Origin of the sequence: Arthrobacter sp. NtRootA1 (assembly GCF_019976975.1) — a bacterium.
In the GTDB taxonomy this organism is placed as follows: domain Bacteria; phylum Actinomycetota; class Actinomycetes; order Actinomycetales; family Micrococcaceae; genus Arthrobacter; species Arthrobacter aromaticivorans.
In genome coordinates this window covers 2,862,411-2,885,465 of the sequence record NZ_AP024630.1, presented here as the reverse complement: position 1 = coordinate 2,885,465, position 23,055 = coordinate 2,862,411, and the positions used below count along the sequence as shown (strand labels likewise).

Below are 23,055 nucleotides of genomic sequence, written 5' to 3'. Positions count from 1 at the left end.
TCCGGACCTTAGGTCCGGAACCATTTCTGCGTTTACCGGGCGACGTTAAACGCGGTCAGGGCGCTGCCACACCAAAGGTGTCGCATTTATTGATATCGCCCGTGGAATAGCCCTGGTAGAACCACTTCTGCCGCTGTTCACTGGAGCCATGGGTCCAGGATTCCGGTGAGACCCGTCCGGTTGCGGCTTCCTGGATGCGGTCATCGCCGACGGCGGACGCAGCGGACAGCGCGTCCTGCAGGTCCTGCTCGGTTATGGGGTCAAGGAACGGCTTGCCCGTTGCCGGGTCTTTCTGGGTGCTTGCGTGGCGAACCCAGAGTCCCGCGTAGCAGTCTGCCTGCAATTCGACACGGACTGCACCGGACTGCGGCCCTTGGGGATCCTGTTGTGCCCGGTCCAGATTGCCCAGGATGTTCTGGATGTGGTGGCCGAATTCATGGGCCACCACGTACTCCTGCGCCAGTGGTCCCCCTGATGAACCAAAACGGGTCACGAGCTCATCGAAGAACCCGGGGTCGAAGTATGCCTTGGTGTCCACCGGACAATAGAAGGGTCCTACAGCCGTGGTGGCAGGGCCACATCCTGTTTGGGTTCCTTGGTCGAAGATGACCGTTCCGGGCCGGGAGTACTGCACGTTGTACTGGGCCAGGTATTCGGGCCAGAAGGCATTAAGGCTGTTAACAGTGCCTGTGATTCGGCAGTCGAGTCGTTTGTCCGCGTCAGCGCCAGTCTGGCACTCCTGCACACCGCCGCTCCCGTTTTCGACGGCGGGCGGCTGGGTTCCGCCGCCCGTAAGGTCGCCAAGGATGTTGGGGTTGATTCCGAAGAGGGCCAGAAGCAGCACGACGATGCCACCACCAATCCCGCCACCTATTTTCGTCCCGCGGCCCATGCCTCCGCCGCGTCGGTCTTCTACTTGGGATGGGTCAAGCTGCGCGCCGTCATTGAAACTCATACAGTCAGAATAGACGTCACCATTGGTGCCGGAGGGCGAACACTGCCGTAAAATTGCGGGGATGCCTTTCCTGGACAAAATTCAGCTCTGGGCCGATGAGCGTCCCCACGACACCGCCGTCGTTGTGGGCCGCAACCGGCTCAACTGGGCCGCGCTCCGCGACGCCGCGGCGGGCCTGCTTGGCCGTGCGATGGCCACCACTGTGCTTGCCGAACCCAACTCCACTGACTTCGTCGCGAAGTTCACGGCGGCGGTGGCGGGGGAGCGCCGTTGTGCGGTGCTGGACCCACAGTGGCCGGCAGCAATGGTAGAAGAGGTGACCTCACGAATCGCCGACTCTACCGTCTCATCCCACCTTGAACTTACTGACGGTGACCTTTCCACCACCTTCCTGATTGGGCTCACTTCCGGCACCACTTCAGTGCCCAAGGCGTTCACGCGGTCCCGCCGTTCGTGGCAGGTTTCGTTCGAGGCGTCGATCGAGTTCTTTGGGCTCTCGCAGGAAGACCGGACCCTGGCGGCAGGTCCACTCTCCTCCAGCTTGAACCTCTACGCCCTGTCTGAGTGCCTGTACGCGGGCTCTGCATTCCACACGCTGGAGTCCTTCGACGTCGGCGACGCCCACGCTTCGATCAGCCATGACAACATCACAAGACTGGTTCTTACGCCCACCATGCTTCGTTTGCTGAGCGAACGGGGCCTGGCGGGAGACGTGGATGCTTCCGGAATTCGCAGCATCATCTGCGCGGGTTCCAAGCTCGATGGCCGTACGTTGGAAGCGGCGCGCCGCTGGGCCCCGCATGCTGCCATCTTTGAGTATTACGGAGCCTCGGAATTGAGCTTCGTCTCCGGCACACGCTTGGCTGCGGGAGAACCCCTTGACGTCGGGGGTACGGGGATTGGCCGGCCTTTTCCTGGTGTGGAATTGCGAATCCTGGACGACAATGGCCAGAACCTCCCGGACGGGGAGCACGGCAACATCAGCGTTCGCAGTGGAATGGTCAGCAACGGCTACCTTTGGGGAGACGACGGCCAGGCCCTCCGCTGCTTGGACGGCTGGTACACCGTGGGAGACCAAGGGTATCTCGCCGACGGGACCCTGCACATCCTGGGGCGTCGTTCGGACATGATCATCACCGCGGGAAAGAACGTGTACCCGCACGAGGTGGAACTCGCCCTGGCCTCCGTTCCAGGCATCGAAGTTGCGGTGGCGGCCGGCGCTCCGGATGACATCCGGGGTCAAAGGGTGATTGCCGGCGTCGTTCCGGCCTATGGCGCAGTCACGGCGACCCAGCTCCGCACGGGCCTTGACGGCCTGCTCGCGCGGGACAAGTGGCCGTTGCAGTACTACGTCCTGTCCGAGTTACCCATTACGGATCGCGGAAAGGTCAGCCGGATGGTGCTACTCGACTGGATCAAAAACCATGATGCCCGGGCGCGTCCCCTTGGGTAGCGGCTCTTCCATGCCGGAAGTGGACGAGTCCCGCCAGCCTGTCATCATCGCGGCTCTGCGGACTCCGATCTGCCGTGCAAACGGGCAGCTGAGGCATCTCCGGGCGCCGGACCTCCTGGCGCCGGTCATCCGTTCCCTCATTGAGTCGGCAGGCATTGACCCGGCCGGTGTGAACGACGTCATCATGGGCAATGCTGTTGGTGGCGGTGGAAACGTAGCGCGATTCGCCGCATTGCAGGCCGGCCTGCCCATCTCAGTGCCCGGGCTCACGGTTGATCGGCAGTGCGGTTCCGGCCTGGATGCTATTGCACTTGCCGCGCGTCTGGTTGGCGCCGGTGGAGATCCGCTGTATCTGGCCGGCGGGGTGGAAAGCATCAGTACCGCTCCAGCGCGCGCCCACAGGACCGACGACGGCGGCCTGGACTTTTATTCGCGGGCCACCTTTGTGCCACCCGGGTTTGGTGACCCCGACATGGGTGTAGCCGCGGAAAATGTGGCCCGCACGTTTGGTATCAGCCGTGAGCGGCAGGATGAGTACGCACTCCGCAGCCATCGTCGGGCTCTTGGGGCTGCTGCAGCGGGCAAGCTCGCGCGCGAAATCGTGCCGCTTGAAAATGCCGGGACGATCGTCGACGCCGATGACGGCCCCAAGCGTTCGTTGCGCGCTTCGCTGATGTCACGGTTCCCGGCAGTTTTCGTCCCTGACGGAACTGTCACGGCAGCTAACTCATGTTTCGACGCCGACGCGGCTGCCGCCGTCGTTATTACTTCCCTGAAGCGTGCCCGGGAGATGGGCGCGGTTGACGGCTTGCTGGTTTTGGGTTGTGAGACAACGGGAGTGCATCCGGAGTTGCTCGGCATCGGGGCGGCGCACGCCGCGGAACGGTTGTTGGCGCAGCACGGCGTGGCTGCCACGGACGTAGACCTCATCGAATTCAACGAAGCTTTTGCCTCCCAGAGCATCGCTTGCCTTGATCATTTGGGCATCGATCCTGGCAAAGCCAATGCAGAGGGCGGAGCGCTGGCGCTCGGCCACGGCTACGGCGCTTCGGGGGCTGTTTTGGTGACGCGCCTGCTCACCCAGGCTCGAAGCCTATCCGAAAACTCTGGTGGCGCACCGCTGGGTTTGGCGATGATCAGCATTGCCGGGGGAATGGGCACGGCAGCACTCCTGCGCTACGCCCGGCTCTGACCCAACTGCGTCGCATTAGAGCGCGTTTAGAGCCGTCAAAACGCGCTCAGCTGCGACCTAGTTGGGCACGTCCGGTTCCCCGAGTCCCCGGGCGGCCAACGCGTCGCCGGTTTGGCGCGCATAAGCGACCGTCGTGATAAAGACCGGGAGTATGAGTGCCCTCGGGTTGCGTTCAAGTCCACGGGCGCGGGCCGCATCCCTGACGTCCGAAAACGCTCCTGCAATGAAGGGGATGCTCCTGAGCATCACGGCGATAGTGAGCGCGAAACGCTCAGGATCGGCACCGAAGCGCTGGAAGGGTTTGGCCAGGGAGACAACGCCGTCCAAGAGGTTCTGGACGGGTGTGGTGGCAGTCAGGACGGAGGCTGCGACGACGCACACCAGGACATTCAGGACGATGCGTGCAGCCGTAGGGGCACCCAATTGCCACCATTGAAACAATCCAATCACCACGAGGACGGGCGTAACCGTCCATATGGCCCGCGTCAGGCGGCGCAAACCGGCCCCGCTGAGCAAGAACAAGCCGCACATCATGGCGAAGACCAACAGCGAGACTTGCCAGTCGACAATCAGGAACGACGCGGTCCCGCACCCTGCAACCACCAGGAACTTCAGCCACAACGGGATTCGGTGGATGAGCGAGTTGCCCGGTACATAGTTTGCGATCAGGAAGCCGTGGCCCCTCATGACTGGCCTCTCCCCGGACGTTCGCCAAGGCCGGGAACCTCGTCGAGCGCAGTTGCGCACAGCTCCCGGTACCGGGCGACACCTTCGGCGGCATCGCCGTCGAATACTATCCGCCCCGACTCCACTACCAGCACGCGGTCCATCTCCAGGGCGAGGTCGAGGTCGTGGGTGGACATGACGACCTGCTGTTCCAGGCCCGTCAGGGTGCGCCGGAGTAGCTCGCGATTACGCAGGTCAAGGAGGGTGGATGGCTCGTCAAGGACCAGCACCTTGGGATTGACGGCGATGACTGCCGCCAAGGCGAGCAGCTGCCGCTCCCCGCCGGAGAGCTCATAGATGCTCTGGTCTGCCAGGGGCAGCAGGCCAAACCTGTCGAGAACTGCTTCCGCATGTGCGGCTCGTTCGCGGGTGTTCTTAATGGAGCGCCGAAGGGAGAGTTCAACGTCTTCACGGCCGGTAGGCATCACCAGTTGCGACAAAGGATCCGTGAAGACGAATCCGACGTTCGCGCGAACCCTTCGCACAGCTTTGACTGTGTCATCGCCGTGGACTTCAACGGTTCCGTCGCTGGGCTCCACCAAGCCGTTCAACAGCCGCAACAGCGTGGACTTTCCGGAACCGTTGGCTCCGATGACGCCGATTCGCCGCTCTGTAAGGCTCAAGGAAACATCCTCCAGCAGGGTCTTGGACGTGCTGCTGCCGTCAATGGCTACACGAACCGAGACCCTGCTGAAGCTGATGGAGTTCATAGAGATATTGTTTCTGACTTTGCGTGACGCAGGCTATTTGACCCTGCGGACCAGGACATCCGGGAAGGCCTTGTGAATAGCCACGGCAATGATCACGGCGAGGACGTTTTTGAGGATGTCCCCGGGGTAGAACGCAAGATCAGCAATGAAGGCTTTGGTGAAGTCCAGTTTGCCGTTGACCATCATGCCCAGAACGCCCAGGCCGTGTATGAGGACGATGCTGCTGACCATCGCGGCAGCAAACAGGAGCAGGGAACGGTTCCGTACCGTCTTGCGGATAATCAGCGCCGCCAGATAGCCCGTGGCCGCCGCCGCAAGGGGGAAGGCAATGATGTACCCTGCCGAAGCTGTAGCGAGGATGCCCAGTCCGCTGCGCCCCCCGCTGAAGATCGGCAACCCGGCCAGGCCAAGGAGGACATAGAGTCCGACGGCGGCGAATCCCCGCCCGGGGCCAAGCACCAGGCCACTAAGCATCACAGTGAGGGTTACCAAAGTGATCGGCACGCCAAGGGCGCCAACCGGAATGCCGGGAACGATCGCGGACGCGGCCACCAAGGCTGCGAAGACGGCAATGAGGCCGAGGTCTGTGGCGGTCCATCGCTTACGCGAGGAGTTGCGCTCCACGGAGGCGGAGGTGGTTTGGCTCATGACGGGTCCTATCAGGAAATGCTGTGGGTGCGAGGTCGAAGTTTTATTCCCCCAATAGTGAGGATACGGAGCTTGGAAAGGCTCATTTTTGGAGCCTCTCAACAAGCGGGGGTAAAAATTCTGTGTGGGATGGCACAACGTGCCGCCCGGGCGACGTAAGGTCCGGGGGAGGGCGGGGTGCCGGTAGACTTGAACAGGCTGTTCTCACGGCCGTCCCCGCCGCTACTACCGGGCCAACCGGTCACGCAGGCGTTCCCCATTGAAAGGCATCACCCGAATTGATTACCGTCCAGGAACTCGAACTCCGCGCCGGCGCACGCCTGCTCATGGACAAGGTCAACTTCAGGGTGGACAAAGGCGACAAGATCGGCCTTGTTGGACGCAATGGCGCGGGCAAGACCACGTTGACCCGCGTCCTCGCCGGCGAAGGCCTTCCGGCAGGCGGCAAAGTGACCCGCAGCGGTGAGATCGGCTATCTGCCCCAGGATCCCCGCACCCCGGACATGGAGCAGCTCGCCCGAGATCGCATCCTGTCTGCACGTGGCCTGGACGTGGTGGTAGGGAAGCTGAAGAAGGCGCAGGCCGAGATGGCCAGCGAAGACGAAGCTGTACAGCGAAAGGCCATGAACCGCTACGATCGCCTGGAAGCTGAGTTCCTGGCGGGCGGCGGATACGCCGCTGAAGCTGAGGCAGCCGCGATCTCCTCCAACCTTGCACTCCCGGAACGCATCCTTAACCAGCCGCTGAAGACCCTCTCCGGTGGCCAGCGCCGTCGCGTGGAGCTCGCGCGCATTCTTTATTCCTCGGCAGAAACCCTGCTGCTCGACGAACCTACCAACCACCTCGACGCCGACTCCATCACCTGGCTGCGCGACTTCCTCAAGGATCACCAGGGTGGGTTGATCGTGATCAGCCACGATGTTGAATTGTTGGAGGCCACGGTCAACAAGGTCTACCACCTTGATGCCAACAGGGCCCAGATCGACTACTACAACATGGGTTGGAAGCGCTATCTCCAGCAGCGCGAAACGGATGAAAGGGCCCGCAAGCGCGAACGGGCCAATGCGGAAAAGAAGGCCCAGGTCCTTATCGACCAAGCCAACAAGATGCGCGCAAAGGCAACGAAAGCTGTCGCAGCGCAGAACATGGCAAAGCGTGCAGAGCGTCTCCTTGGCGGTTTGGAAGCCGTTCGTGAAAACGATCGCGTCGCCGCACTGCGCTTCCCGGACCCTTCACCCTGCGGCAAGACCCCACTGACCGCCGAAGGGCTCAGCAAGTCCTACGGCTCCCTGGAGATTTTCACTGACGTGGACTTGGCGATCGACCGCGGCTCCAAGGTGGTCATCCTTGGCCTCAACGGTGCGGGCAAGACCACCCTCCTGCGAATGCTCGCAGGCGTTGACAAGCCGGACACCGGCGACATCATCCCGGGACACGGATTGAAGGTGGGCTACTACGCCCAGGAGCACGAAACCCTGGACCACGATCGCACAGTCCTTGAGAACATGCGTTCCTCCGCACCGGACATGAAGGACGCCGAAGTCCGCGGCATTCTGGGGTCATTCCTGTTCTCAGGTGACGACGTCGAGAAGCCGGCCGGTGTTCTGTCCGGTGGCGAGAAGACCCGGCTCGCCCTCGCAACCATCGTTGCATCCAGCGCCAACGTGTTGCTCCTGGACGAGCCCACCAACAACCTGGACCCAGCCAGCCGTGCGGAAATCCTCGGTGCACTGAAAAACTACAGTGGCGCTGTCGTCATGGTCAGCCACGATGAAGGCGCCGTCTCGGCCCTGAATCCAGAACGCGTGGTGCTGCTCCCGGACGGTGTTGAAGATCACTGGAACGAGGACTACCTGGACCTGATCACGCTGGCGTAGGGGCTGTTCACTTCTGCATCCGATGCGCGCCGTGGTTGCGTTCGCTACGCGGCGCGCCGGATTTGCCGCGTGCTCGCTCGTTCCTCGCTTAGACGCACGCTACGCACTTCAACCGCGTCGCGCCGCTCGGGGGCCCGTCACGATTACGGCGGTTAGCGGACTTGTAGTGGCTCCGCGTGAGTGATGTGAGCCAACTCCCCGTAGGTGATGGAGAACATTGAATTGTGGTCTCCGGCGCCGGCCCATAGGACGGGGTGTTGCTTCAGCGAGATATCCAGAATGGTGCGGATGTGGTTGGGGTGACCGACAGGGGCGACGCCTCCCACTTCCTGGCCGGTGTGTTTGAGCACGAAATCAGGCTTCGCCCGGCGGATCTTTCCGGTGCCCAGTAGTTTGGCTACCAGTGTTGTATCTACTCTCGCGGCTCCGCTGGCGAGGATCAGCAAGGGTTTGCCGTCGAGTTCGAAAATCAGGCTGTTGGTGATGGCCGCAACCTCGCATCCAAGGACCGAGGCGGCCGCTGCAGCGGTGGGCACTTTGTCCTCGAAGATCCGGACGGTGTCCTCGGCGCCTGCCGCCGTGAGGGCCGACTTCACGTTGAGCACCGGGTCCGGAATCGCTTCAGTAACCTTGGGCATCCAGGATTGCGTCTTCCTCTTCTTCCGACGTGGGGCGCTTATTCTTTCGGCTTGTAGGCACACGACGCTTGGACGGCCCACTGACGGCAATAACTTCGTCCTCGCCGTCTTCGTCCTCTTCCGCGTCGATGGCAGCGTTACGCGCCTGCTGCCGGGCTGCGTAACCAAAGCCAATGAACATCAGGACGCCGAAGGCAAACCACTGAAGGGAGTAGGAGAGGTGCGTGCCCTCTTCCGTGGCTGGTTTGGGGAAGGGCGTCGGCATGGGCTGGACCGCGGGATCCTCGCTTGCCAGCTGCCCATAGGCGCCCGTCGCTATGGGGTAGGGGAGTTCGCTTGCAAAGCTGGCAAGGTCAATGGATGGCAGCTGTCCATCCACCGCACCGCGGTCCAGCTTCGGTTCCGTTGGCTTGAGGCGGGCAACCACGGTCACCTCACCCACGGGAGGTGCCGGAACGACGTCGGGACGGCCAGGTGTGTTGTTGCCAATTGGCAACCAGCCGCGGTCGATAACCACCGCTTCGCCGGTGCTCAGGCGGAAAGGAACCACGACGTCGTAACCTGGCTGCCCATTCAACGGACGGTTTCGCACAACGCGCTGGCCGTTCAGGTCGTAGCTACCGCGCAGCTCTACCTGGGTCCATTCCCGCTCGGGGTCCATGGTATGGAACTGGTCCTTGATGTTAGCGAAAGGGACCGGTGTCGCTGAGTAATTGCTCACTACGCGGTTGATCTCAGCCAGCGTCTCTGCCCGCCGATCCATTTGCCAACGGCCGAGGAACACGCATGCTGTGGCGAAGATAACGGCCAGAACAAAATAGCCCAGCCACTTGCTGGAGAAAAGGAAACGATACATTCAGCGGGCCTCGCCAACGGCAGCGGCATCTGCCTCGAAAGGGACGGTCTCTTTCCAAAGGCCCCGGGTCTGGAGGTAGTCCTCAAGCCAATCGCGGTGCTCGTTGCACGAAAGCCAAACTTTCCGCCGCTCAGGAGTGTGGATCCGCGGGTTGTTCCACAGGAGTTGCCAGGCTGCGCCCTCCCGGCATCCCTTACGGGAGCAGAGAGCGGGGCCAGTGGCGCGGTCAGGCTCCTGGCTGCCCAAACCGGCGCCGCCCAGGTTAAAGATGTTCATGAAGCCGCCCGTTCGTTGCCGGCATCGCCGGCCTTGGGTGTATGAGTCTCGTCAGGCTCTGTTCCCTGACCTGGTGGCTCGTCGTCTACCACTTCGCCTTTCAGCACCGTGACGTTGTCTGTCGATTCGTCTTCGGTGGAGTTCGAAGAGCCCTCGATTTCCGCTGATGCCACGTAGTCCAGCAGGGAATCGCTGTGGTCCTCGGCCTTATCGCTGCCATTAGCTATGACAACGGCAATCCAAGGGAGGAACACTGCGCCCGCCACGGCGATTATTTTCAACCAGCCGTCCACCACGAAGATCAGGATGATGCAGACCATGCGAATACCCATAGCCACTGCGTACTTGATCATGCGCTCCCGCATGTCCTCCGAGTGGGCAGCTGCGGCATCGGTGATGCTGTGGACTTCGGGGTCGCCGGAGAAAGCGTCCGGTTCCCCGGGCACCTGCTGCAGGGGACTGTTTTCTCGTGTCACAGCTGAATCATCACGCTCCAAAGGCTTCTCTCAATTCTCTCACCAAGGCGGTAGGCGCCCAAACCGCGGGACAGGCCGGTTACCCGCGGGTTGGAGCAGGTGCCCGATAAGATCGAGGCAGGAAATCCCCTCTTCACCGCAGCACACCCATGCCGCAGAACCTGGAGCGAAAGTATGTCTGAAACAGTATCCACCGGCCGTAGCGTCCTCATTACCGGCGGCAACAGGGGCATCGGCCTGGCCATTGCCGAGTCCTTCCTCGCAAACGGTGACAAGGTGGCAGTGACCTATCGAAGCGAAACAGAACTGCCTGAGGGCATCCTGGGAGTCAAAGCCGACGTCACTGACGAAGCCTCGATTGATGCCGCTTTCAAGACAGTAGAGGAAGCGCACGGCCCGGTGGAGGTTTTGGTTGCCAACGCGGGCATCACTAAAGACACACTGCTCCTGCGCATGAGCGAGGACGACTTCACGTCTGTGCTGGACACAAACCTCACCGGTGCGTTCCGCGTCATAAAGCGTGCTTCCAAGGGCATGATCCGGCTCCGCAAGGGCCGCGTGGTCCTCATCTCATCCGTGTCCGGCCTGTATGGAGCTCCGGGTCAGATCAACTACTCCGCATCGAAGGCGGGCATGGTGGGCATCGCACGCTCACTGACCCGCGAACTGGGCAGCCGGGGGATCACGGCCAACGTGGTAGCTCCCGGATTCATCAACACGGACATGACGGCAGAACTGCCCGAGGAAACCCAGAAGTCGTATCTGGCAAACGTGCCCGCAGGTCGTTTCGCCGAGGCTGCCGAGGTAGCCAATGTTGTGCGTTGGGTAGCCAGCGATGAAGCCGCCTACATTTCAGGCGCTGTAATTCCCGTTGACGGCGGTCTCGGGATGGGCCACTAAAGCGGCACGCACTGAGGCTATCAGCCAGTTTTTGTCGTCACCCGACAAAGGGGTTCGTTCCCACCACTGGCATGATGGAACCCGGACCCGCATATTTTTAGACGAAGTGAACAAAAGGAGCACGAATGGGAATGCTGGATAACAAGACCGCGATCGTCACGGGATCTTCCCGCGGCATCGGTGCTGAAGTCGCCAAGATCCTCGCGGGTGAGGGCGCCGCCGTCGTCGTCAACTACCGTCAGAAGGCACCGCGGGCCAACAAGGTAGTTGCTGAAATCGAGGCAGCCGGCGGCCGCGCTGCGGCCGTCGGTGCAGACCTCACCACCGACGAAGGCGTGCACACTCTTGCCAGCACCGCCATGGAGCAGTTCGGTTCGCTGGACGTCCTGGTACTGAATGCTTCCGGTGGCATGGAATCCGGAATGGAGGAGGGTTACGCCCTCAAGCTCAACCGCGACGCCCAGGTCAACATGCTCAATGCGGCTGTTCCCCTCATGCGCGAAGGCTCGCGCGTCGTCTTCGTGACCAGCCACCAGGCGCATTTCGTGGAGACCGTTCCCACCATGCCTGAATACGAGCCCGTGGCAAAGAGCAAGCGGGCCGGCGAGGACGCATTGCGCGCACTCCTGCCCAACCTTGCTGACAAAGGGATCTCGCTGGTGGTTGTTTCCGGCGACATGATCGAGGGCACCGTCACGGCCACCTTGCTTGACCGCTCCAACCCGGGCGCCATCGAGGCCCGCCGTGCAGAAGCGGGCAAGTTGTATTCTGTTGAAGAATTTGCGGCAGAGGTCGCCAAGATGGTGACGGCCGACGTCGAAACCGGCCACACCGAATACGTGGGCGGAGCAGACTACTTCGGCAAATCCGCCGAGTAGGCAACCTCGCAGGATTAGTTGTGGCCCGGACGCGCGTCCGGGCCACAACTGTTTAACCGTTGAAATGCCAGGCAAAGGTGGGGGTGACAATTTGATAAATTATTCAGTTTTCCGCGACACGAAATGCGGTCAGTTGTTTCAAGTTCCAGTTTTTGCATTCACGGAGTCAATCTGATTGAATCTCCAAGGCGTCGTCGTCCCTAAATGTAAGCGAACTGTATTAGGCCAAGGTAGGAACTTTATGGCAGTGTCCAGGGTCGAACCCACTACTGTGAACTAGGAGCATCTTTGGACCTGTTACTGCATGCTGATGATATTCACGCGTCCTACGATCAAAGGCGCATCCTCAAAGGCGTTGAACTTTCACTCCACCGCGGCGAGATCCTGGGATTAATCGGAACCAACGGTGCCGGCAAAACAACTCTCATGGGTGTACTGTCCGGATCCCATAAGCACGATAGCGGGCAACTCATGCTGGCTGGCGAGAAATATGGACCGGATTCGATGGAGGAAGCCCAAGCTTGCGGCGTGGGCCTCATCCCGCAGAATTTCCGGCTCAACTCTGACCTGACCGTCGCCGAGGCAATTTTTCGGGAAACTTTTCAAGCCGATAAATCCCATGATGAACTCCGGGTTCAAGCAATCAAACTCATCCAGGACGTCGGAATCACCTTGGATCCCGACGTAAAAGTGGGCACTCTGATTCGTGCCGAGCAGACCCTTGTGGAAGTTCTGAGAATGGTTGCCGAAGAAGCCCAACTCGTGATCATGGACGAGGTTGCCGCGTCGCTACCGGATCATGACGTCGCCGTCCTGCATCGAGTCCTGAGGATGCTGGTCGGGCAGGGGCGTGCGATCATCTACATCACCCACCGACTCGATGAAGTCCGGTCCATAGCGCACCGTATCGCCGTCATGCGCGATGGCAAGGTCCACAAAATGCTGGAAGCCAGCCGGACCGACGTCGACGAGCTCGCCTTCCTCTTGCTCCAGCACAAGTTGGCTAACAACTCCAGGCCCACTGATCCGGCACCCGGAGATGAGGCTATGCGGGTGGTGGAGCTCACTGTGGAAGACAGTATCCGAGATATTTCCTTCAGCGTATCCAAGGGTGAGATTTTCGGTTTGGCCGGAACGCATCGCTCAGGCATTTATCAATTGATTGAAGCGCTGGTAGGTATTCACCCGAGTACCTCGGGCCGGATTTTCATACAAGGAAAGCCCGTAGAGATCCGGGGGCTGCAGGATGCACTGCGTTTGAAGATCGGCTACTTGTCAGACACCGCAGACACCCTGGAATCGGCAAGCGGAATCGTTGAAGGCCTTCAGCGCAGCGACGATACTTCCGGGGCGAATTTACAGGATGAGATCACACAGCTTCGTGGCGTGATCGAGCTGGTTCGCCGTATGCGCATCAACACGACAAACATTCATGGCGCCATCACTACTCTTTCCGGTGGCGATCGGCAGAAGGTGCAGCTTGCCAAATGGATGACCAGTGATTGCGATGTGTTGATTCTTAGCCACCCCAGCCGCGGCATAGATGTTGGGGCCAAAGAGACGGTGTACAGGATGCTCCAGGAGCTCAGCCGGACGGGGGTTGCAATCATCCTCTTGTCGTCGGATTTATCGGAACTGGTCAGTTGGTGCCATCGGATTGGTGTGATGCGCAACGGCGAAATGGTGGCCATCGAGGCAAATGCCAATACCAACGAAGACGCCCTGGTGCACCATATGCTGGGCGAGAAGTTCACCTCGGGCAGTGGGGAAGCACGCCGGGTGAAGAGTTGACGGCACTGTGCCCTCTTGACGTGAAACGACTGTGCCCTTCCTGACGTAAAACGACTGTTCCCTTCCTGACGTGAAACCGAAAGGGGCGCCCGCGAATGCGCGGCCGCCCCTTTTACTCTTCCAGTGAAGATCAGATGGTAATTCCCTTGGCGAGGTTACTGAGCTTGTGGCGCGCCAGTGCAAGGTTTGCGTACGTTCGGTCCAGCACCAAGTAGACAAACAGGCCCTTGGAACCGCCCGAGTTCAGGACGTTAATCAGGTGGTACTGCGAGCCGAGAGTGATGAGGATATCTTCGATATCGCTGTCCACGTGGAGGTCCGCCATGGTGCGGAGTTTTGCACTGACAACATTGGAGTTGCCGGCAGCTGCCACGCCCAGGTCAAAGCCAGGGTTTCCACCTTGGGCTAAAGCCATTCCGCTGGAATAGTCCACGACGGCCGCGCCTGTTGCGCCCTCGATAGACAGCAACTGCTTTATGGATTCGTCAAGCGTGCTCATAATTTGTTCTTCCTTTTCTTTCTCATCATCACCGATATGTGTGAAGTAGACCGCCCGGGCTTCCAGGTGCACCGGCACATTACGAAATGACTCATCCTCATTGGCGAGCACTTCAGTAGATAAATACTTTTTCTGACGTTTCCACCATCTTCGTGCGTGCCGCGAACGATTCACTTTCTGCCCCTGCTTTTTCTTGACCCCGGGCTGCCTAACGCATCACGGCTCTGTCTTGGAGTTCCCAACTTTACACATTAAAAAGCCGCAGGAATGCTCCGTCTCAAGAAGCGAAACAGTCAATGACAATCGCATAAATTATTCCCGAGTTGGCGTCACGAATTGTGACCCTAAGCCTCTGAATCGTTTCTGTACAGCGACTTTCGATTAATGAAGGCAACGTTGATAATATGGTCCGCTCCGGCCTCGGTCGTATTTTGGAAGATCACTTGATACGGGATACGCCCAATCAAAAGGGCTATCCCGTCAGGAGCCCTGTCAGGCGTTTTGGACGCGTGTGCGAGCATGTCCCGGAAACCCGGGTGGTTCTCCACGTGCCCACGGATCCCGGATTGATCAAAGGATGCAAGGGTAGACAACCACACAGTTCCATCTGCTTCGATAACTCCGTGAGCCGGGTACACAACATGGCCGGTTTCGGTGGCGAAGCCGGATTCTGTTGGAAAGATCTTGAACCGCGCACACCACAAGGTGAAGTGCTTCCTCAGCACCCCGTCCGGGTCAGCTGAAACAACAGATCTGCAAAGGATTTCATGCTCCAGCAACGCATCTCCTTCGGTATGGGCAAGGCGACGTGCGCCAACTGGCAAGCGTCACATCTGATGAGTGTCCTGAGAGCGCCAATCGTTTCGCTGAAAAGGTTGTGGAATCCGCGTCATGAAGACTGTGCGGGCGCTACTCGGATGGTGGAGGCCCTCGGCCACGTGTCCAGGGCACCATCAATCGAAGGGGAAAAGTGTGACCAATCAACGCGCCTCACGACATTGGCGAGCGGCCGCAGCCACCTTGGTGGGGGCGGTGCTGGCTGTGTCCCTCTCCGTCGCGCCGGCATCCGCAGCGCCGGTGATCAACAGTGACCAAACCGGTTCCATCACCGTTCACAAGTTCGAGAAGCCCAATATCGGCGGCGGTGGCAGCGGGAACAACGGCGGCGGTGGCCACAACAACGGCGGCGGGAACAACTTTTCCCGCGCCGTTCCTGACACCACCAACCTGACGCCCTTGCCTGGTATTGAGTTCACCATCCAGCAGGTCAATACCATTGATCTATCCACCAATGCCGGCTGGGACGCGGCACACAACCTTAGCTATGTGTTTGCGTCGTCTGACCCGTCCGGTTCCATTACTGCCGCTGGATACAGCCTGGGTGCCAGCCAGGCCCAGGTCACCGCTGCCGACGGTACTGCCATCTTCGCCAACCTGCCCACAGGCCTGTATCTGGTGACCGAGACCAGCTATCCTGCCGGTGTCACCCCTTCGGCTCCGTTTCTTGTCTCGGTGCCGATAACCGATCCGGATAACCAGGACAACTGGATCTACGACGTCGACGTGTACCCGAAGAACTCTGTTTCCGGTGCGGAGAAGATCGTCACTGATGCTCCCGACGTCAAGCTCGGCGACCAGATCGATTGGACGATCACCGCTGATATCCCGAACGAGGCCGTGATCGACGGTTACAAGGTTGTGGATCAGCTCGACACCAAACTGACCTACGTCGGTGCCACCGTCATGCTGGAAGACGGTACTGAACTTATTGAAGGTACCGAGTACGTTGTGGGCTTCGATGCCACAACCAACACCGTCTCGGTGGTCTTCACCGACGCCGGCCGCGCCTTCCTGGCCTCCAGCAGCGGAACCCGTGTGCAGATCGTTGTGAGCACCAAGGTCAACACCATAGGCGAGATTGAAAACGTCGCACTTGCCTACCCGAATGCTGCGAGCTTCAACATCACCCCCGGTCAACCCGGAGGGCCGGTAGTAACGCCGCCTGTCGTTACCAAATGGGGCGGCATGACGTTGCAGAAGGTGGACGAGAATGCAGCCGGCCTGGCCGGCGCTTCTTTCTCCGTCTACACCAATGAGGCTGATGCCAAGGCAGGCATCAACCCCGTGGATATTGACGGCCAAAGTGTCTTCACCGTTGCCGACGATGGAACCTTGACCATTTCAGGCCTGCGCTACTCGGATTGGGCCAACGGTGCAGCCGTTGCCCCTGGGGACACCGACTACCGCACCTACTATCTGGTGGAGACCGCAGCACCGGCAGGCTACGAACTGCTTGCCGAACCCTTGTCTTTCCTGATCAACTCCTCGACCACAGCCGTCGGCATTGACCTGAGCGTGAAGAACATGCCTTCCAACGCCGGGTTCGAGCTGCCGCTGACCGGTGGGGTAGGATCGGCCCTGCTTTACGCAGCCGGCGCTCTCCTGGTCATTGGTGCGGGCCTGCTGTTCGTCCGTAACCGCAGGGCAGGTAACAACAGCTAGACACCTGGGGTTCAGACGTTGGCGATGTGCCGCACGGCATCAAGGTACGGCATGTTGACGACGGCGTCTGCCACTGCACGGACGGCCGGTTTGGCGTTAAAGGCAACGCCAATTCCGGCCGCTCCCAGCATGTCGAGGTCGTTGGCGCCGTCGCCCACCGCGATGGTGTGCTGAAGATCGATCCCCTCGGCAGCTGCCCATTTACGCAGGTACTTCTCTTTCGCTGCTCGGTCAATGACGTCGCCCAGCACCCTGCCTGTCAAAGCGCCATCGACGATTTCCAGCTCGTTGGCGATCCAGTAATCCAGGCCGAGTTCTTCAGCAATGGGCCCAAGGATCTGGTTAAAGCCACCGGAAACTACAGCCACCACGTGGCCAGCTTCCTTGAATGCGGCCACCAGTTCTGCTGCGCCAAGGCTGAGTCGCACTTCAGCCCGTACAGAATCGACGACGGCGGCCGGGAGCCCTGCGAGGACCTCAACGCGGGCGTAGAGGCTCTGTGTGAAATCCAGTTCCCCACGCATGGCTGCTTCGGTAACAGCTGCAACTTCGTCGCGCTTGCCTGCATAAGCGGCAAGCAACTCAATGACTTCCTGTTGGATCAGCGTGGAATCCACATCCATGATGAGCAGCTTCCTTGGAGCCTGTCGAAGGGCCTCCGGAACGATCGCAGTATCTACTCCGGCATCCGCGGCCTCAGCCACCCGCCGTCGAACCGCCGCCAGGGCTTCGGGCGTGACTGCTTCAACGGCGAGACCAGCCGTGTGAACACCAAAGCGGTCGTCCCCGGACTGTGATTCCGATGACACTGCGGCACCGGCATCAGCCAGCACTTTGCGCACGTTATCAAGCGATTCGGGGGACAAATTCACGCCATAGCTGACCGCAGCCAAGTTCGAAGTCATGGCCTCAATCCTACTGAGCATGCTACGTTCACCCGAATTCGTTTCTCCGCAGCAGCGGGCACATATGGCCAGTTATCAGTCATCTGTATTTTTGTCCTAGTGTCTACTGCTATGAGTGATGTTCTGGAATTGGCTTCCGTCAGCGTTGTCCGAGGCAAAAAGACCCTGCTGGACAAGGTTGACTGGCAGGTCAACGAAGGCGAACGCTGGGTCATTCTTGGCCCCAACGGTGCCGGCAAAACCACACTTCTCCAGATTGCTGCAGCGCGCCTGCATCCATCCAGCGGGACGGCTGGAATTTTGGACGAAACCCTGGGCCGCGTCGACGTCTTTGAACTGCGGCCGCGCATTGGCCTCTCCTCGGCAGCACTCGCTACCCAGATTCCGGAACACGAGAACGTCCTCAATGTCGTAGTTACCGCAGCTTACGGCGTTACGGGCCGCTGGCGCGAGGGATACGAACGCGATGACGAGCGACGTGCTTTCGGCCTCCTGAACGACTGGGGGATGGGCCCGCTGCTCAACCGTACGTTTGCCACGCTGTCCGAAGGCGAACGGAAACGGGTGCAGATTGCGCGCGCACTCATGACCGACCCCGAACTCTTGTTGCTGGATGAACCGGCCGCTGGCCTGGACCTCGGGGGCCGCGAGGAACTCGTCCACAAACTAGGTGAGCTGGCCAAGGACGAGGCAGCTCCTGCGATGGTCCTGGTCACCCACCACCTTGAAGAAGTTCCCCCGGGCTTTACCCACGCCATGCTGCTACGCGAAGGCGGGGTGGTGGCCGCCGGTGTGATTAAGGACGTCCTCACGGACGAACACCTGAGTAACACCTTCGGTCTTGCCCTGGACGTCACGGAAAACGCCGGCCGCTACACCGCAACCGCCCGCCGCTAGGCGGACCTCTGGTCGACTGTGGAGATTCTTAGCAGCGTTCTGGTCTTTTTTGCGGGCTTGTGGGCCGGCACCATCAATGCGGTGGTCGGCTCCGGCACCCTCGTGACCTTTCCTGTGCTCATCGCGCTGGGTGTGACTCCGGTGGTTGCCTCCATGAGCAACGCCATGGGCCTGGTGGCCGGCACTGCGGCCGGAGCATGGGGATATCGCCGGGAACTTGCGGGCCGCGGCAGGCAATTGTTGAAGCTGCTGCCAGCTTCCCTCCTGGGCGGTATCACCGGCGCATGGTTGCTGCTGCACCTGCCGGACAAGGTGTTCCACTACGTCGCCCCCTTCCTGCTGGTACTGGCGCTGCTGATGGTGATGTTCCAGCCTCGCCTCCAGGCCTCCGTGCGAAACCGTGAAGAGAACCCGGAGCATGCCCTCAGGGACCGGAGCCACGGCATCCTCCTGGTGGTCCTGGTTTACCTCGCCGGCGTTTATGGCGGCTACTTCGTAGCAGCCCAAGGGATTCTGCTCGTAGGAATACTGGGCGTGTTCCTCACCGGGACCATGCAGAACGCCAACGCAATGAAGAACATCCTGGTGCTCGGCGTCAACATGGTGGCTGCTGTGTCCTACCTGATCTTCGCCTTCGATCGAATCAACTGGCTCGTGGTCCTGCTTATTGGCGTGAGTTCAACCATTGGCGGCCTGGTTGGATCCAAGGTTGGCCGCAAGCTTTCGCCGCGCGTCTTGAGGGCTGTCATCTTTACCCTGGGCATCGTCGCCCTCGGCTTCATGATCGCCAATCTGCTGAAATAATCACCCGGTGACGTTCCACTATCTCGAGTCCGCCGATGATCCCCGCGTGACCGACTACACCACGCTGACCGATGTGCATCTCCGCAAGCTCCGCGAACCGGAAGAAGGCATGTACATTGCCGAATCCTCCAGGGTCCTTCGCCGCGCACTGGCAGCGGGTCATCAGCCACGCTCGTTCTTCCTGGCGGAGAAATGGCTGGAAGACCTCGACGACGTTTTCCAGGCCTATCCAGACGTTCCGGTGTTCATCGGCAAAGCCAAGCTCCTGGAAGAAATCACGGGATTCCACCTGCACCGCGGAGCGATGGCAGCCATGCACCGTCCGGCACCCGTGCCGCTCACGCAGCTGCTGGGGGGTGCCCGGCGGGTAGCCGTGCTCGAAGACATCGTGGACCACACGAATGTCAGTGGTCGCAAAATACAAGAGTCTGATCGAGCTCATTTGCCGGGACGATCAAGGATCGCGGTCCTGGAGAACCTTACCGACCATACAAACGTAGGTGCGATTTTCCGCAGCGCCGCAGCCATCGGTGTTGACGCCGTCCTGGTCTCACCCCAGTGCGCCGACCCCCTCTACCGACGCTCTATCAGGGTGTCGATGGGCACGGTGTTCCAGGTGCCGTGGACTCGGATCGAGTCGTGGCCTGGGGACCTTGAGGTCCTCAAGGAAGCAGGCTACTTCGTGGCCGGCATGTCGCTCGGTGAAGGATCCATCACACTCGATGAGCTGGTCGCGCAGGACCATCAGAACTTGGCGCTGGTCTTCGGCACCGAGGGTGAAGGGCTGAGACCAGAGACCGATCGGGTGCTCGACGCGCGCGTGACGATTCCGATGATGAACGGCGTGGATTCGCTGAATGTCGCGGCGTCATCCGCTGTCGCGTTTTACGCGACCAGGTAGTGGCTGAACGTGACGCACCCGCCCGACCGCGGTGTCAGGAGCAATTGAAGAGCTGGAGATCTCCTGGTTTCTGAGGCGAAGCCGCAGGTCAGAGCACCATTTGCTACCCACCGGAAGGCGCGGGAGGGCATCACCTGCTCTTCGTCGCCCCCCGGGTGTATGTCCTTACTATGCAGGTGATGGAAGCCTCGGAAACGAGCAGGATCGCGCTCCAGAGCCCTGGTTCGGATCTCCGTAGAGCTGCCGGATTTCCACATCGAAGCACCTAGGGGCGGACCAACGGAGCAGGATTGCCGCGGAGAGCATCCTCATTTTCGGCGGTCGCCTGGGCGGCTAGGATTCCGGCGGTCGCTGCGCCCTCGAGATGGCCGGCGTATGAGGGTGCAGTTTCGGTTGAAGCCCAATGAATGCGCCCGTAAATCGGCCGGCGGAAGAGCCGGTGACCGTAGCTGCTCGTGTTTGCGCCCAATTGGCGGGACGGCTGGGTGTAGGGTTCTGCGCTCCAATCCGTCACGTGGATTTTAGCGGGGTCGCTGGCGTCCACACCGAACATCCTGACGAGCTGGTCACGGAACGCGTCCGCTATAACGCTGTTCTCACCTTGGACAAGTCCGGAACTAGGGGCGAATCCGAAGATCGCTGCGGGACTGCCGTCCGGGCCGCTATGGTCGTGGAACTCGCGGAATGGGCCTGCATGGCTGATTGCGGATCCGGAGAGGCCGTGGCGACGCCAGAACGGGGTGCGGTAGACCGCGACCGCTTTGACCATGCCGCCCATCCACACCGGGGTGCTCTCGGCGAGAGCCCTCACGTCGTCCGGCAGTGCCGGGGTGAACTGGATAGACGCGGCTGCCAGCGCGGGTGGAACGGCCAGGACGACCCGCCCGGCCTTCAGCCTGCGGGTGCGCGTGACGACTTGTGCGCTGTCCTCATTGACGGTAATCGCCTCGACGGGCTCATTGAGCGCGAGGGATCCTTCCGGGAGAAGGGAGGCCAGTTCAAGCGGGAGCGACTGTGCACCCCGGGCGAAGCGGAGGGAGGGAGAGTCAATGGGATTGCCGTTCAGACGCTGGGCACCTTCCTGGCCGGTGTCGAAGAGTGCGTCTCCGGCCAGGGACTGGGGGAAGCTTCCGAGGCCGAGACGTTGGAGAAGTGAGTGGATCCGTGGTTCGTTGCTCCAGTACCAGCTAGCGCCCAGGTCGATGGTTCCTGTGTCGGTCTCGATGCTGAGTGTCCGTCCGCCGACGCGATCGCGGGCCTCGACGCACAGCACCGTCCGGCCTGCTCCTAGGATCTTGTGCGTAGCGACGAGCCCGGCGAGCCCGGCCCCGATGACGACGACGTCGTACCACTTTCCTGCATCAGTCATGAGGCATCCATCGGGTCAAGGATGATCCGGAAGCGGGCCTCGCCCGCGGCCAGACGTGTGAGTGCCTCGTTTGCCTGGGCCAGTGGCATCTGCTCGACCATGGGTTTTACGCCGTTGAGCTGGGCGAAGCGCATGGCTTCTTCGGTGTCGAGGGCGCTGCCGGTGAGGTGTCCGGTGACGAGCTGCCCGTTCATGACCAGCTGTCCGACGGGGACGGAGATGCTGCCTGTGTCCACACCAATGAGGGTGAGGCGGCCCCGGACGGCGAGCCCCGGCAGCAGCCCTTTCACGGGTGCGGTGGTGGGTGCGGTGCAGAGGATGAGGTTCGCCCCGCCGAAGGATGCGAGGACCGTTGCGGGGTCTTCGGCAGTGCTGTCGATGTAGTGGTGCGCGCCAAGTCGGTGCGCGAGCTCAGCCCGATCCTGGCCTCGGGCGATAGCGACGACTCGGTAGCCCATCTTCGCGGCGAACTGTACGGCCAAATGTCCGAGGCCGCCGATGCCGAAGACAGCAACCGTTCCACCGGCCGGGACGGAGGCTTCGCGGACCGCATTGAACGTCGTGACCCCGGCGCACCCCATGGGTGCGGCATCGCCAAACGTCATGCCGTCGGGGATCGCGGCGACGGCGTCTGCGGGGACGGTGATGCTCTGGGCCCATCCGCCCGGGTAGGACAGTCCGGGGATCTTCCGTTCCGGGCAGTGGACGAGGTCGCCGCGACGGCAATATGCACATTGGCCGCAACTGCCGCCAAACCATCCCACGGCCACACGGTCTCCGAGTGCCCGGCCAGTGACACCTTCGCCGATCTCGGCGATCGTCCCGGCAACTTCATGCCCCGGCGTCACTGGAAAGACTGTGTTCTTGCCACTTGCTCGGGCGGTGCTGAGGTCCGCGTAGCAGATGCCAGAGGCCGCGACGTCGATGCGTACGTGACCAAATGGTGTCGCAGGTGCAATCACATGGACCAGCCGTAACGGCTCGCCGGGCCTCGTGACCTGCATACAAGCGCGAGATGGTGAGGGATGGTGGCTATTCGACACAAGGTGTCCTTTCATCTGATGTCAATAGGCATTTGGCGGCGTTACCCAGCAATCGGCATGGACGGGGTGGGATGCAGAGGCATCCCACCCCGTCTCTCGCAGGATCAGTTCCTTCCAGCCATGACTCCGCCCTCGGCGTCCCAGACCGGGCCGGTCACCCATCCGGTCTGGTCCGACAACAGGAAGGCCGCGATCTCAGCGATTTCCTCCGAGGTTCCGACCCGGCCAAGGGGATGGAAGGAATCAAATGCACCGATGGCGTCCTCGACCTCGTCCTTCGGAATGGAGTCCTCGTAGATCGGAGTCCAAACCACGGCAGGTGCAATCGCGTTTACACGGATCTGGTGTGGGTGCGAGCTCCATGCCCGAGTGCTGGGTCAGCGAGTGCAGTACTGATCGATGTCCAAACGTCAGACGGTCTCGTAGATCCGGACTTCGGGGACGGCCTTCAGCAGAGGCGCAAGCGCCACGACGACGTCCTGGTTGAACAGCTCGCTGGCCAAGTACTTCTGAGCGCAGTCGGTTGAACCGAATCCGTGCAGGACTTGCACGTCGTCCTCGCGTACGAGGAGTTCCTTGCTCTGCGCGCCCCCGATGGTGGCGAGGAACGGCTGTTTGAACTTCTCGTAGACGGCGGCCGCTGCTGCGCGGTCGGCGTCGTCGATCTTCAGGGTGATCTCCAGGTAAGCCATGATTCATGCTCCATTGTTCGTGCAGGATTCCCAGCCGATGCGGCTGCGCCCTCAACGTTACGAATAG

The 23,055-nt window shown here is 60.9% G+C and carries 25 protein-coding genes; 10 read left to right on the top strand and 15 right to left on the bottom strand.

What is annotated here, in order from left to right:
* Window positions 1-55: 55 nt before the first annotated feature.
* Window positions 56-955, bottom strand: coding sequence for a neutral zinc metallopeptidase (locus LDN90_RS12930; protein WP_223946052.1), 900 nt, complete (start codon window positions 953-955; stop codon window positions 56-58).
* 61 nt (window positions 956-1,016) lie between these two features.
* On the opposite strand from LDN90_RS12930, the gene LDN90_RS12925 reads away from it, so the two are divergent.
* Both LDN90_RS12925 and LDN90_RS12920 read left to right on the top strand, forming a co-directional pair.
* Window positions 1,017-2,408, top strand: coding sequence for an AMP-binding protein (locus tag LDN90_RS12925; RefSeq protein WP_223946051.1), 1,392 nt, complete (start codon window positions 1,017-1,019; stop codon window positions 2,406-2,408).
* Window positions 2,380-3,600 carry a thiolase family protein gene (locus LDN90_RS12920; protein WP_223946050.1) on the top strand — a complete coding sequence of 407 codons (1,221 nt, stop codon included), beginning with the start codon at window positions 2,380-2,382 and terminating at the stop codon, window positions 3,598-3,600. Before LDN90_RS12925 ends, LDN90_RS12920 begins: the two co-directional genes overlap by 29 nt.
* Window positions 3,601-3,657: 57 nt before the next feature.
* On the opposite strand, the gene LDN90_RS12915 is transcribed toward LDN90_RS12920, so the two are convergent.
* The 3 genes from LDN90_RS12915 to LDN90_RS12905 are packed head-to-tail and all read right to left on the bottom strand — an operon-like array spanning window position 3,658 to window position 5,684.
* Window positions 3,658-4,287 (bottom strand): energy-coupling factor transporter transmembrane protein EcfT, encoded by a 630-nt coding sequence (locus tag LDN90_RS12915; RefSeq protein ID WP_223946049.1) that lies wholly within the window; start codon window positions 4,285-4,287, stop codon window positions 3,658-3,660.
* Window positions 4,284-5,036 carry an ABC transporter ATP-binding protein gene (locus tag LDN90_RS12910; RefSeq protein WP_223946047.1) on the bottom strand — a complete coding sequence of 251 codons (753 nt, stop codon included), beginning with the start codon at window positions 5,034-5,036 and terminating at the stop codon, window positions 4,284-4,286. The genes LDN90_RS12915 and LDN90_RS12910 overlap by 4 nt, the downstream gene beginning before the upstream one ends.
* 33 nt (window positions 5,037-5,069) lie before the next feature.
* Window positions 5,070-5,684: a biotin transporter BioY gene (locus LDN90_RS12905; protein WP_223946046.1), complete on the bottom strand. Its 615-nt coding sequence runs from the start codon at window positions 5,682-5,684 to the stop codon at window positions 5,070-5,072.
* 278 nt (window positions 5,685-5,962) lie between these two features.
* On the opposite strand from LDN90_RS12905, the gene LDN90_RS12900 reads away from it, so the two are divergent.
* Window positions 5,963-7,561, top strand: a complete 1,599-nt coding sequence (locus LDN90_RS12900) for an ABC-F family ATP-binding cassette domain-containing protein (RefSeq protein WP_223946045.1) — start codon at window positions 5,963-5,965, stop codon at window positions 7,559-7,561.
* A gap of 152 nt (window positions 7,562-7,713) precedes the next feature.
* On the opposite strand, the gene LDN90_RS12895 is transcribed toward LDN90_RS12900, so the two are convergent.
* The 4 genes from LDN90_RS12895 to LDN90_RS12880 are packed head-to-tail and all read right to left on the bottom strand — an operon-like array spanning window position 7,714 to window position 9,828.
* Window positions 7,714-8,199 carry a YbaK/EbsC family protein gene (locus LDN90_RS12895; RefSeq protein WP_216925761.1) on the bottom strand — a complete coding sequence of 162 codons (486 nt, stop codon included), beginning with the start codon at window positions 8,197-8,199 and terminating at the stop codon, window positions 7,714-7,716.
* Entirely contained in the window at window positions 8,183-9,055 is an 873-nt protein-coding gene (locus tag LDN90_RS12890; protein WP_223946044.1) for an SURF1 family protein, read from the bottom strand. The genes LDN90_RS12895 and LDN90_RS12890 overlap by 17 nt, the downstream gene beginning before the upstream one ends.
* Window positions 9,056-9,331 (bottom strand): hypothetical protein, encoded by a 276-nt coding sequence (locus LDN90_RS12885; protein ID WP_216925759.1) that lies wholly within the window; start codon window positions 9,329-9,331, stop codon window positions 9,056-9,058. It lies immediately after the preceding gene.
* Window positions 9,328-9,828: a DUF3099 domain-containing protein gene (locus LDN90_RS12880; RefSeq protein ID WP_223946042.1), complete on the bottom strand. Its 501-nt coding sequence runs from the start codon at window positions 9,826-9,828 to the stop codon at window positions 9,328-9,330. Before LDN90_RS12880 ends, LDN90_RS12885 begins: the two co-directional genes overlap by 4 nt.
* A gap of 153 nt (window positions 9,829-9,981) precedes the next feature.
* Here LDN90_RS12880 and LDN90_RS12875 point away from each other — a divergent pair, with 153 nt between their 5' ends.
* From LDN90_RS12875 to LDN90_RS12865, 3 genes are all read left to right on the top strand, one after another.
* Window positions 9,982-10,707: a beta-ketoacyl-ACP reductase gene (locus LDN90_RS12875; RefSeq protein ID WP_223946041.1), complete on the top strand. Its 726-nt coding sequence runs from the start codon at window positions 9,982-9,984 to the stop codon at window positions 10,705-10,707.
* A 125-nt stretch (window positions 10,708-10,832) separates the two neighbouring features.
* On the top strand, window positions 10,833-11,585 hold the full coding sequence (locus tag LDN90_RS12870; RefSeq protein ID WP_216925756.1) for an SDR family oxidoreductase: 753 nt from the start codon (window positions 10,833-10,835) through the stop codon (window positions 11,583-11,585).
* Window positions 11,586-11,873: 288 nt separating this feature from the next.
* Window positions 11,874-13,376 (top strand): sugar ABC transporter ATP-binding protein, encoded by a 1,503-nt coding sequence (locus LDN90_RS12865; protein ID WP_223946039.1) that lies wholly within the window; start codon window positions 11,874-11,876, stop codon window positions 13,374-13,376.
* Between the two features lie 130 nt (window positions 13,377-13,506).
* Here the strand turns inward: LDN90_RS12865 and LDN90_RS12860 are convergent, their stop codons facing one another.
* Window positions 13,507-13,875: a hypothetical protein gene (locus LDN90_RS12860; protein WP_216925754.1), complete on the bottom strand. Its 369-nt coding sequence runs from the start codon at window positions 13,873-13,875 to the stop codon at window positions 13,507-13,509.
* Window positions 13,876-14,219: 344 nt separating this feature from the next.
* Window positions 14,220-14,654, bottom strand: coding sequence for a hypothetical protein (locus LDN90_RS12855; RefSeq protein ID WP_216925753.1), 435 nt, complete (start codon window positions 14,652-14,654; stop codon window positions 14,220-14,222).
* A 193-nt stretch (window positions 14,655-14,847) separates the two neighbouring features.
* Here LDN90_RS12855 and LDN90_RS12850 point away from each other — a divergent pair, with 193 nt between their 5' ends.
* The gene (locus LDN90_RS12850; protein ID WP_223946038.1) at window positions 14,848-16,377 is read left to right on the top strand and encodes a SpaH/EbpB family LPXTG-anchored major pilin; all 1,530 of its coding nucleotides are present in this window, start codon (window positions 14,848-14,850) and stop codon (window positions 16,375-16,377) included.
* 11 nt (window positions 16,378-16,388) lie between these two features.
* Here the strand turns inward: LDN90_RS12850 and serB are convergent, their stop codons facing one another.
* Window positions 16,389-17,282, bottom strand: a complete 894-nt coding sequence (gene serB, locus LDN90_RS12845; RefSeq protein ID WP_223946037.1) for a phosphoserine phosphatase SerB — start codon at window positions 17,280-17,282, stop codon at window positions 16,389-16,391.
* A 111-nt stretch (window positions 17,283-17,393) separates the two neighbouring features.
* On the opposite strand from serB, the gene LDN90_RS12840 reads away from it, so the two are divergent.
* Genes LDN90_RS12840 through LDN90_RS12830 form a run of 3 tightly spaced genes read left to right on the top strand, consistent with a single transcriptional unit; the run spans window position 17,394 to window position 19,884 of the window.
* Window positions 17,394-18,179, top strand: coding sequence for an ABC transporter ATP-binding protein (locus LDN90_RS12840; protein ID WP_216925750.1), 786 nt, complete (start codon window positions 17,394-17,396; stop codon window positions 18,177-18,179).
* 18 nt (window positions 18,180-18,197) lie between these two features.
* Window positions 18,198-18,983: a sulfite exporter TauE/SafE family protein gene (locus LDN90_RS12835; protein ID WP_216925749.1), complete on the top strand. Its 786-nt coding sequence runs from the start codon at window positions 18,198-18,200 to the stop codon at window positions 18,981-18,983.
* Between the two features lie 7 nt (window positions 18,984-18,990).
* Window positions 18,991-19,884 carry an RNA methyltransferase gene (locus LDN90_RS12830; protein WP_223946036.1) on the top strand — a complete coding sequence of 298 codons (894 nt, stop codon included), beginning with the start codon at window positions 18,991-18,993 and terminating at the stop codon, window positions 19,882-19,884.
* Window positions 19,885-20,149: 265 nt separating this feature from the next.
* Here LDN90_RS12830 and LDN90_RS12825 read toward each other — a convergent pair whose 3' ends face one another.
* The 4 genes from LDN90_RS12825 to LDN90_RS12810 all read right to left on the bottom strand — a co-directional run bounded on the left by LDN90_RS12825 (window position 20,150) and on the right by LDN90_RS12810 (window position 22,988).
* On the bottom strand, window positions 20,150-21,253 hold the full coding sequence (locus LDN90_RS12825) for an NAD(P)/FAD-dependent oxidoreductase (RefSeq protein WP_223946034.1): 1,104 nt from the start codon (window positions 21,251-21,253) through the stop codon (window positions 20,150-20,152).
* Window positions 21,250-22,215, bottom strand: a complete 966-nt coding sequence (locus LDN90_RS12820; RefSeq protein ID WP_223946033.1) for an alcohol dehydrogenase catalytic domain-containing protein — start codon at window positions 22,213-22,215, stop codon at window positions 21,250-21,252. Before LDN90_RS12820 ends, LDN90_RS12825 begins: the two co-directional genes overlap by 4 nt.
* 185 nt (window positions 22,216-22,400) lie before the next feature.
* Window positions 22,401-22,610 (bottom strand): SDR family oxidoreductase, encoded by a 210-nt coding sequence (locus tag LDN90_RS12815; RefSeq protein ID WP_346346987.1) that lies wholly within the window; start codon window positions 22,608-22,610, stop codon window positions 22,401-22,403.
* Window positions 22,611-22,706: 96 nt separating this feature from the next.
* The gene (locus LDN90_RS12810; protein ID WP_223946032.1) at window positions 22,707-22,988 is read right to left on the bottom strand and encodes a hypothetical protein; all 282 of its coding nucleotides are present in this window, start codon (window positions 22,986-22,988) and stop codon (window positions 22,707-22,709) included.
* Between the last annotated feature and the right edge of the window lie 67 nt (window positions 22,989-23,055).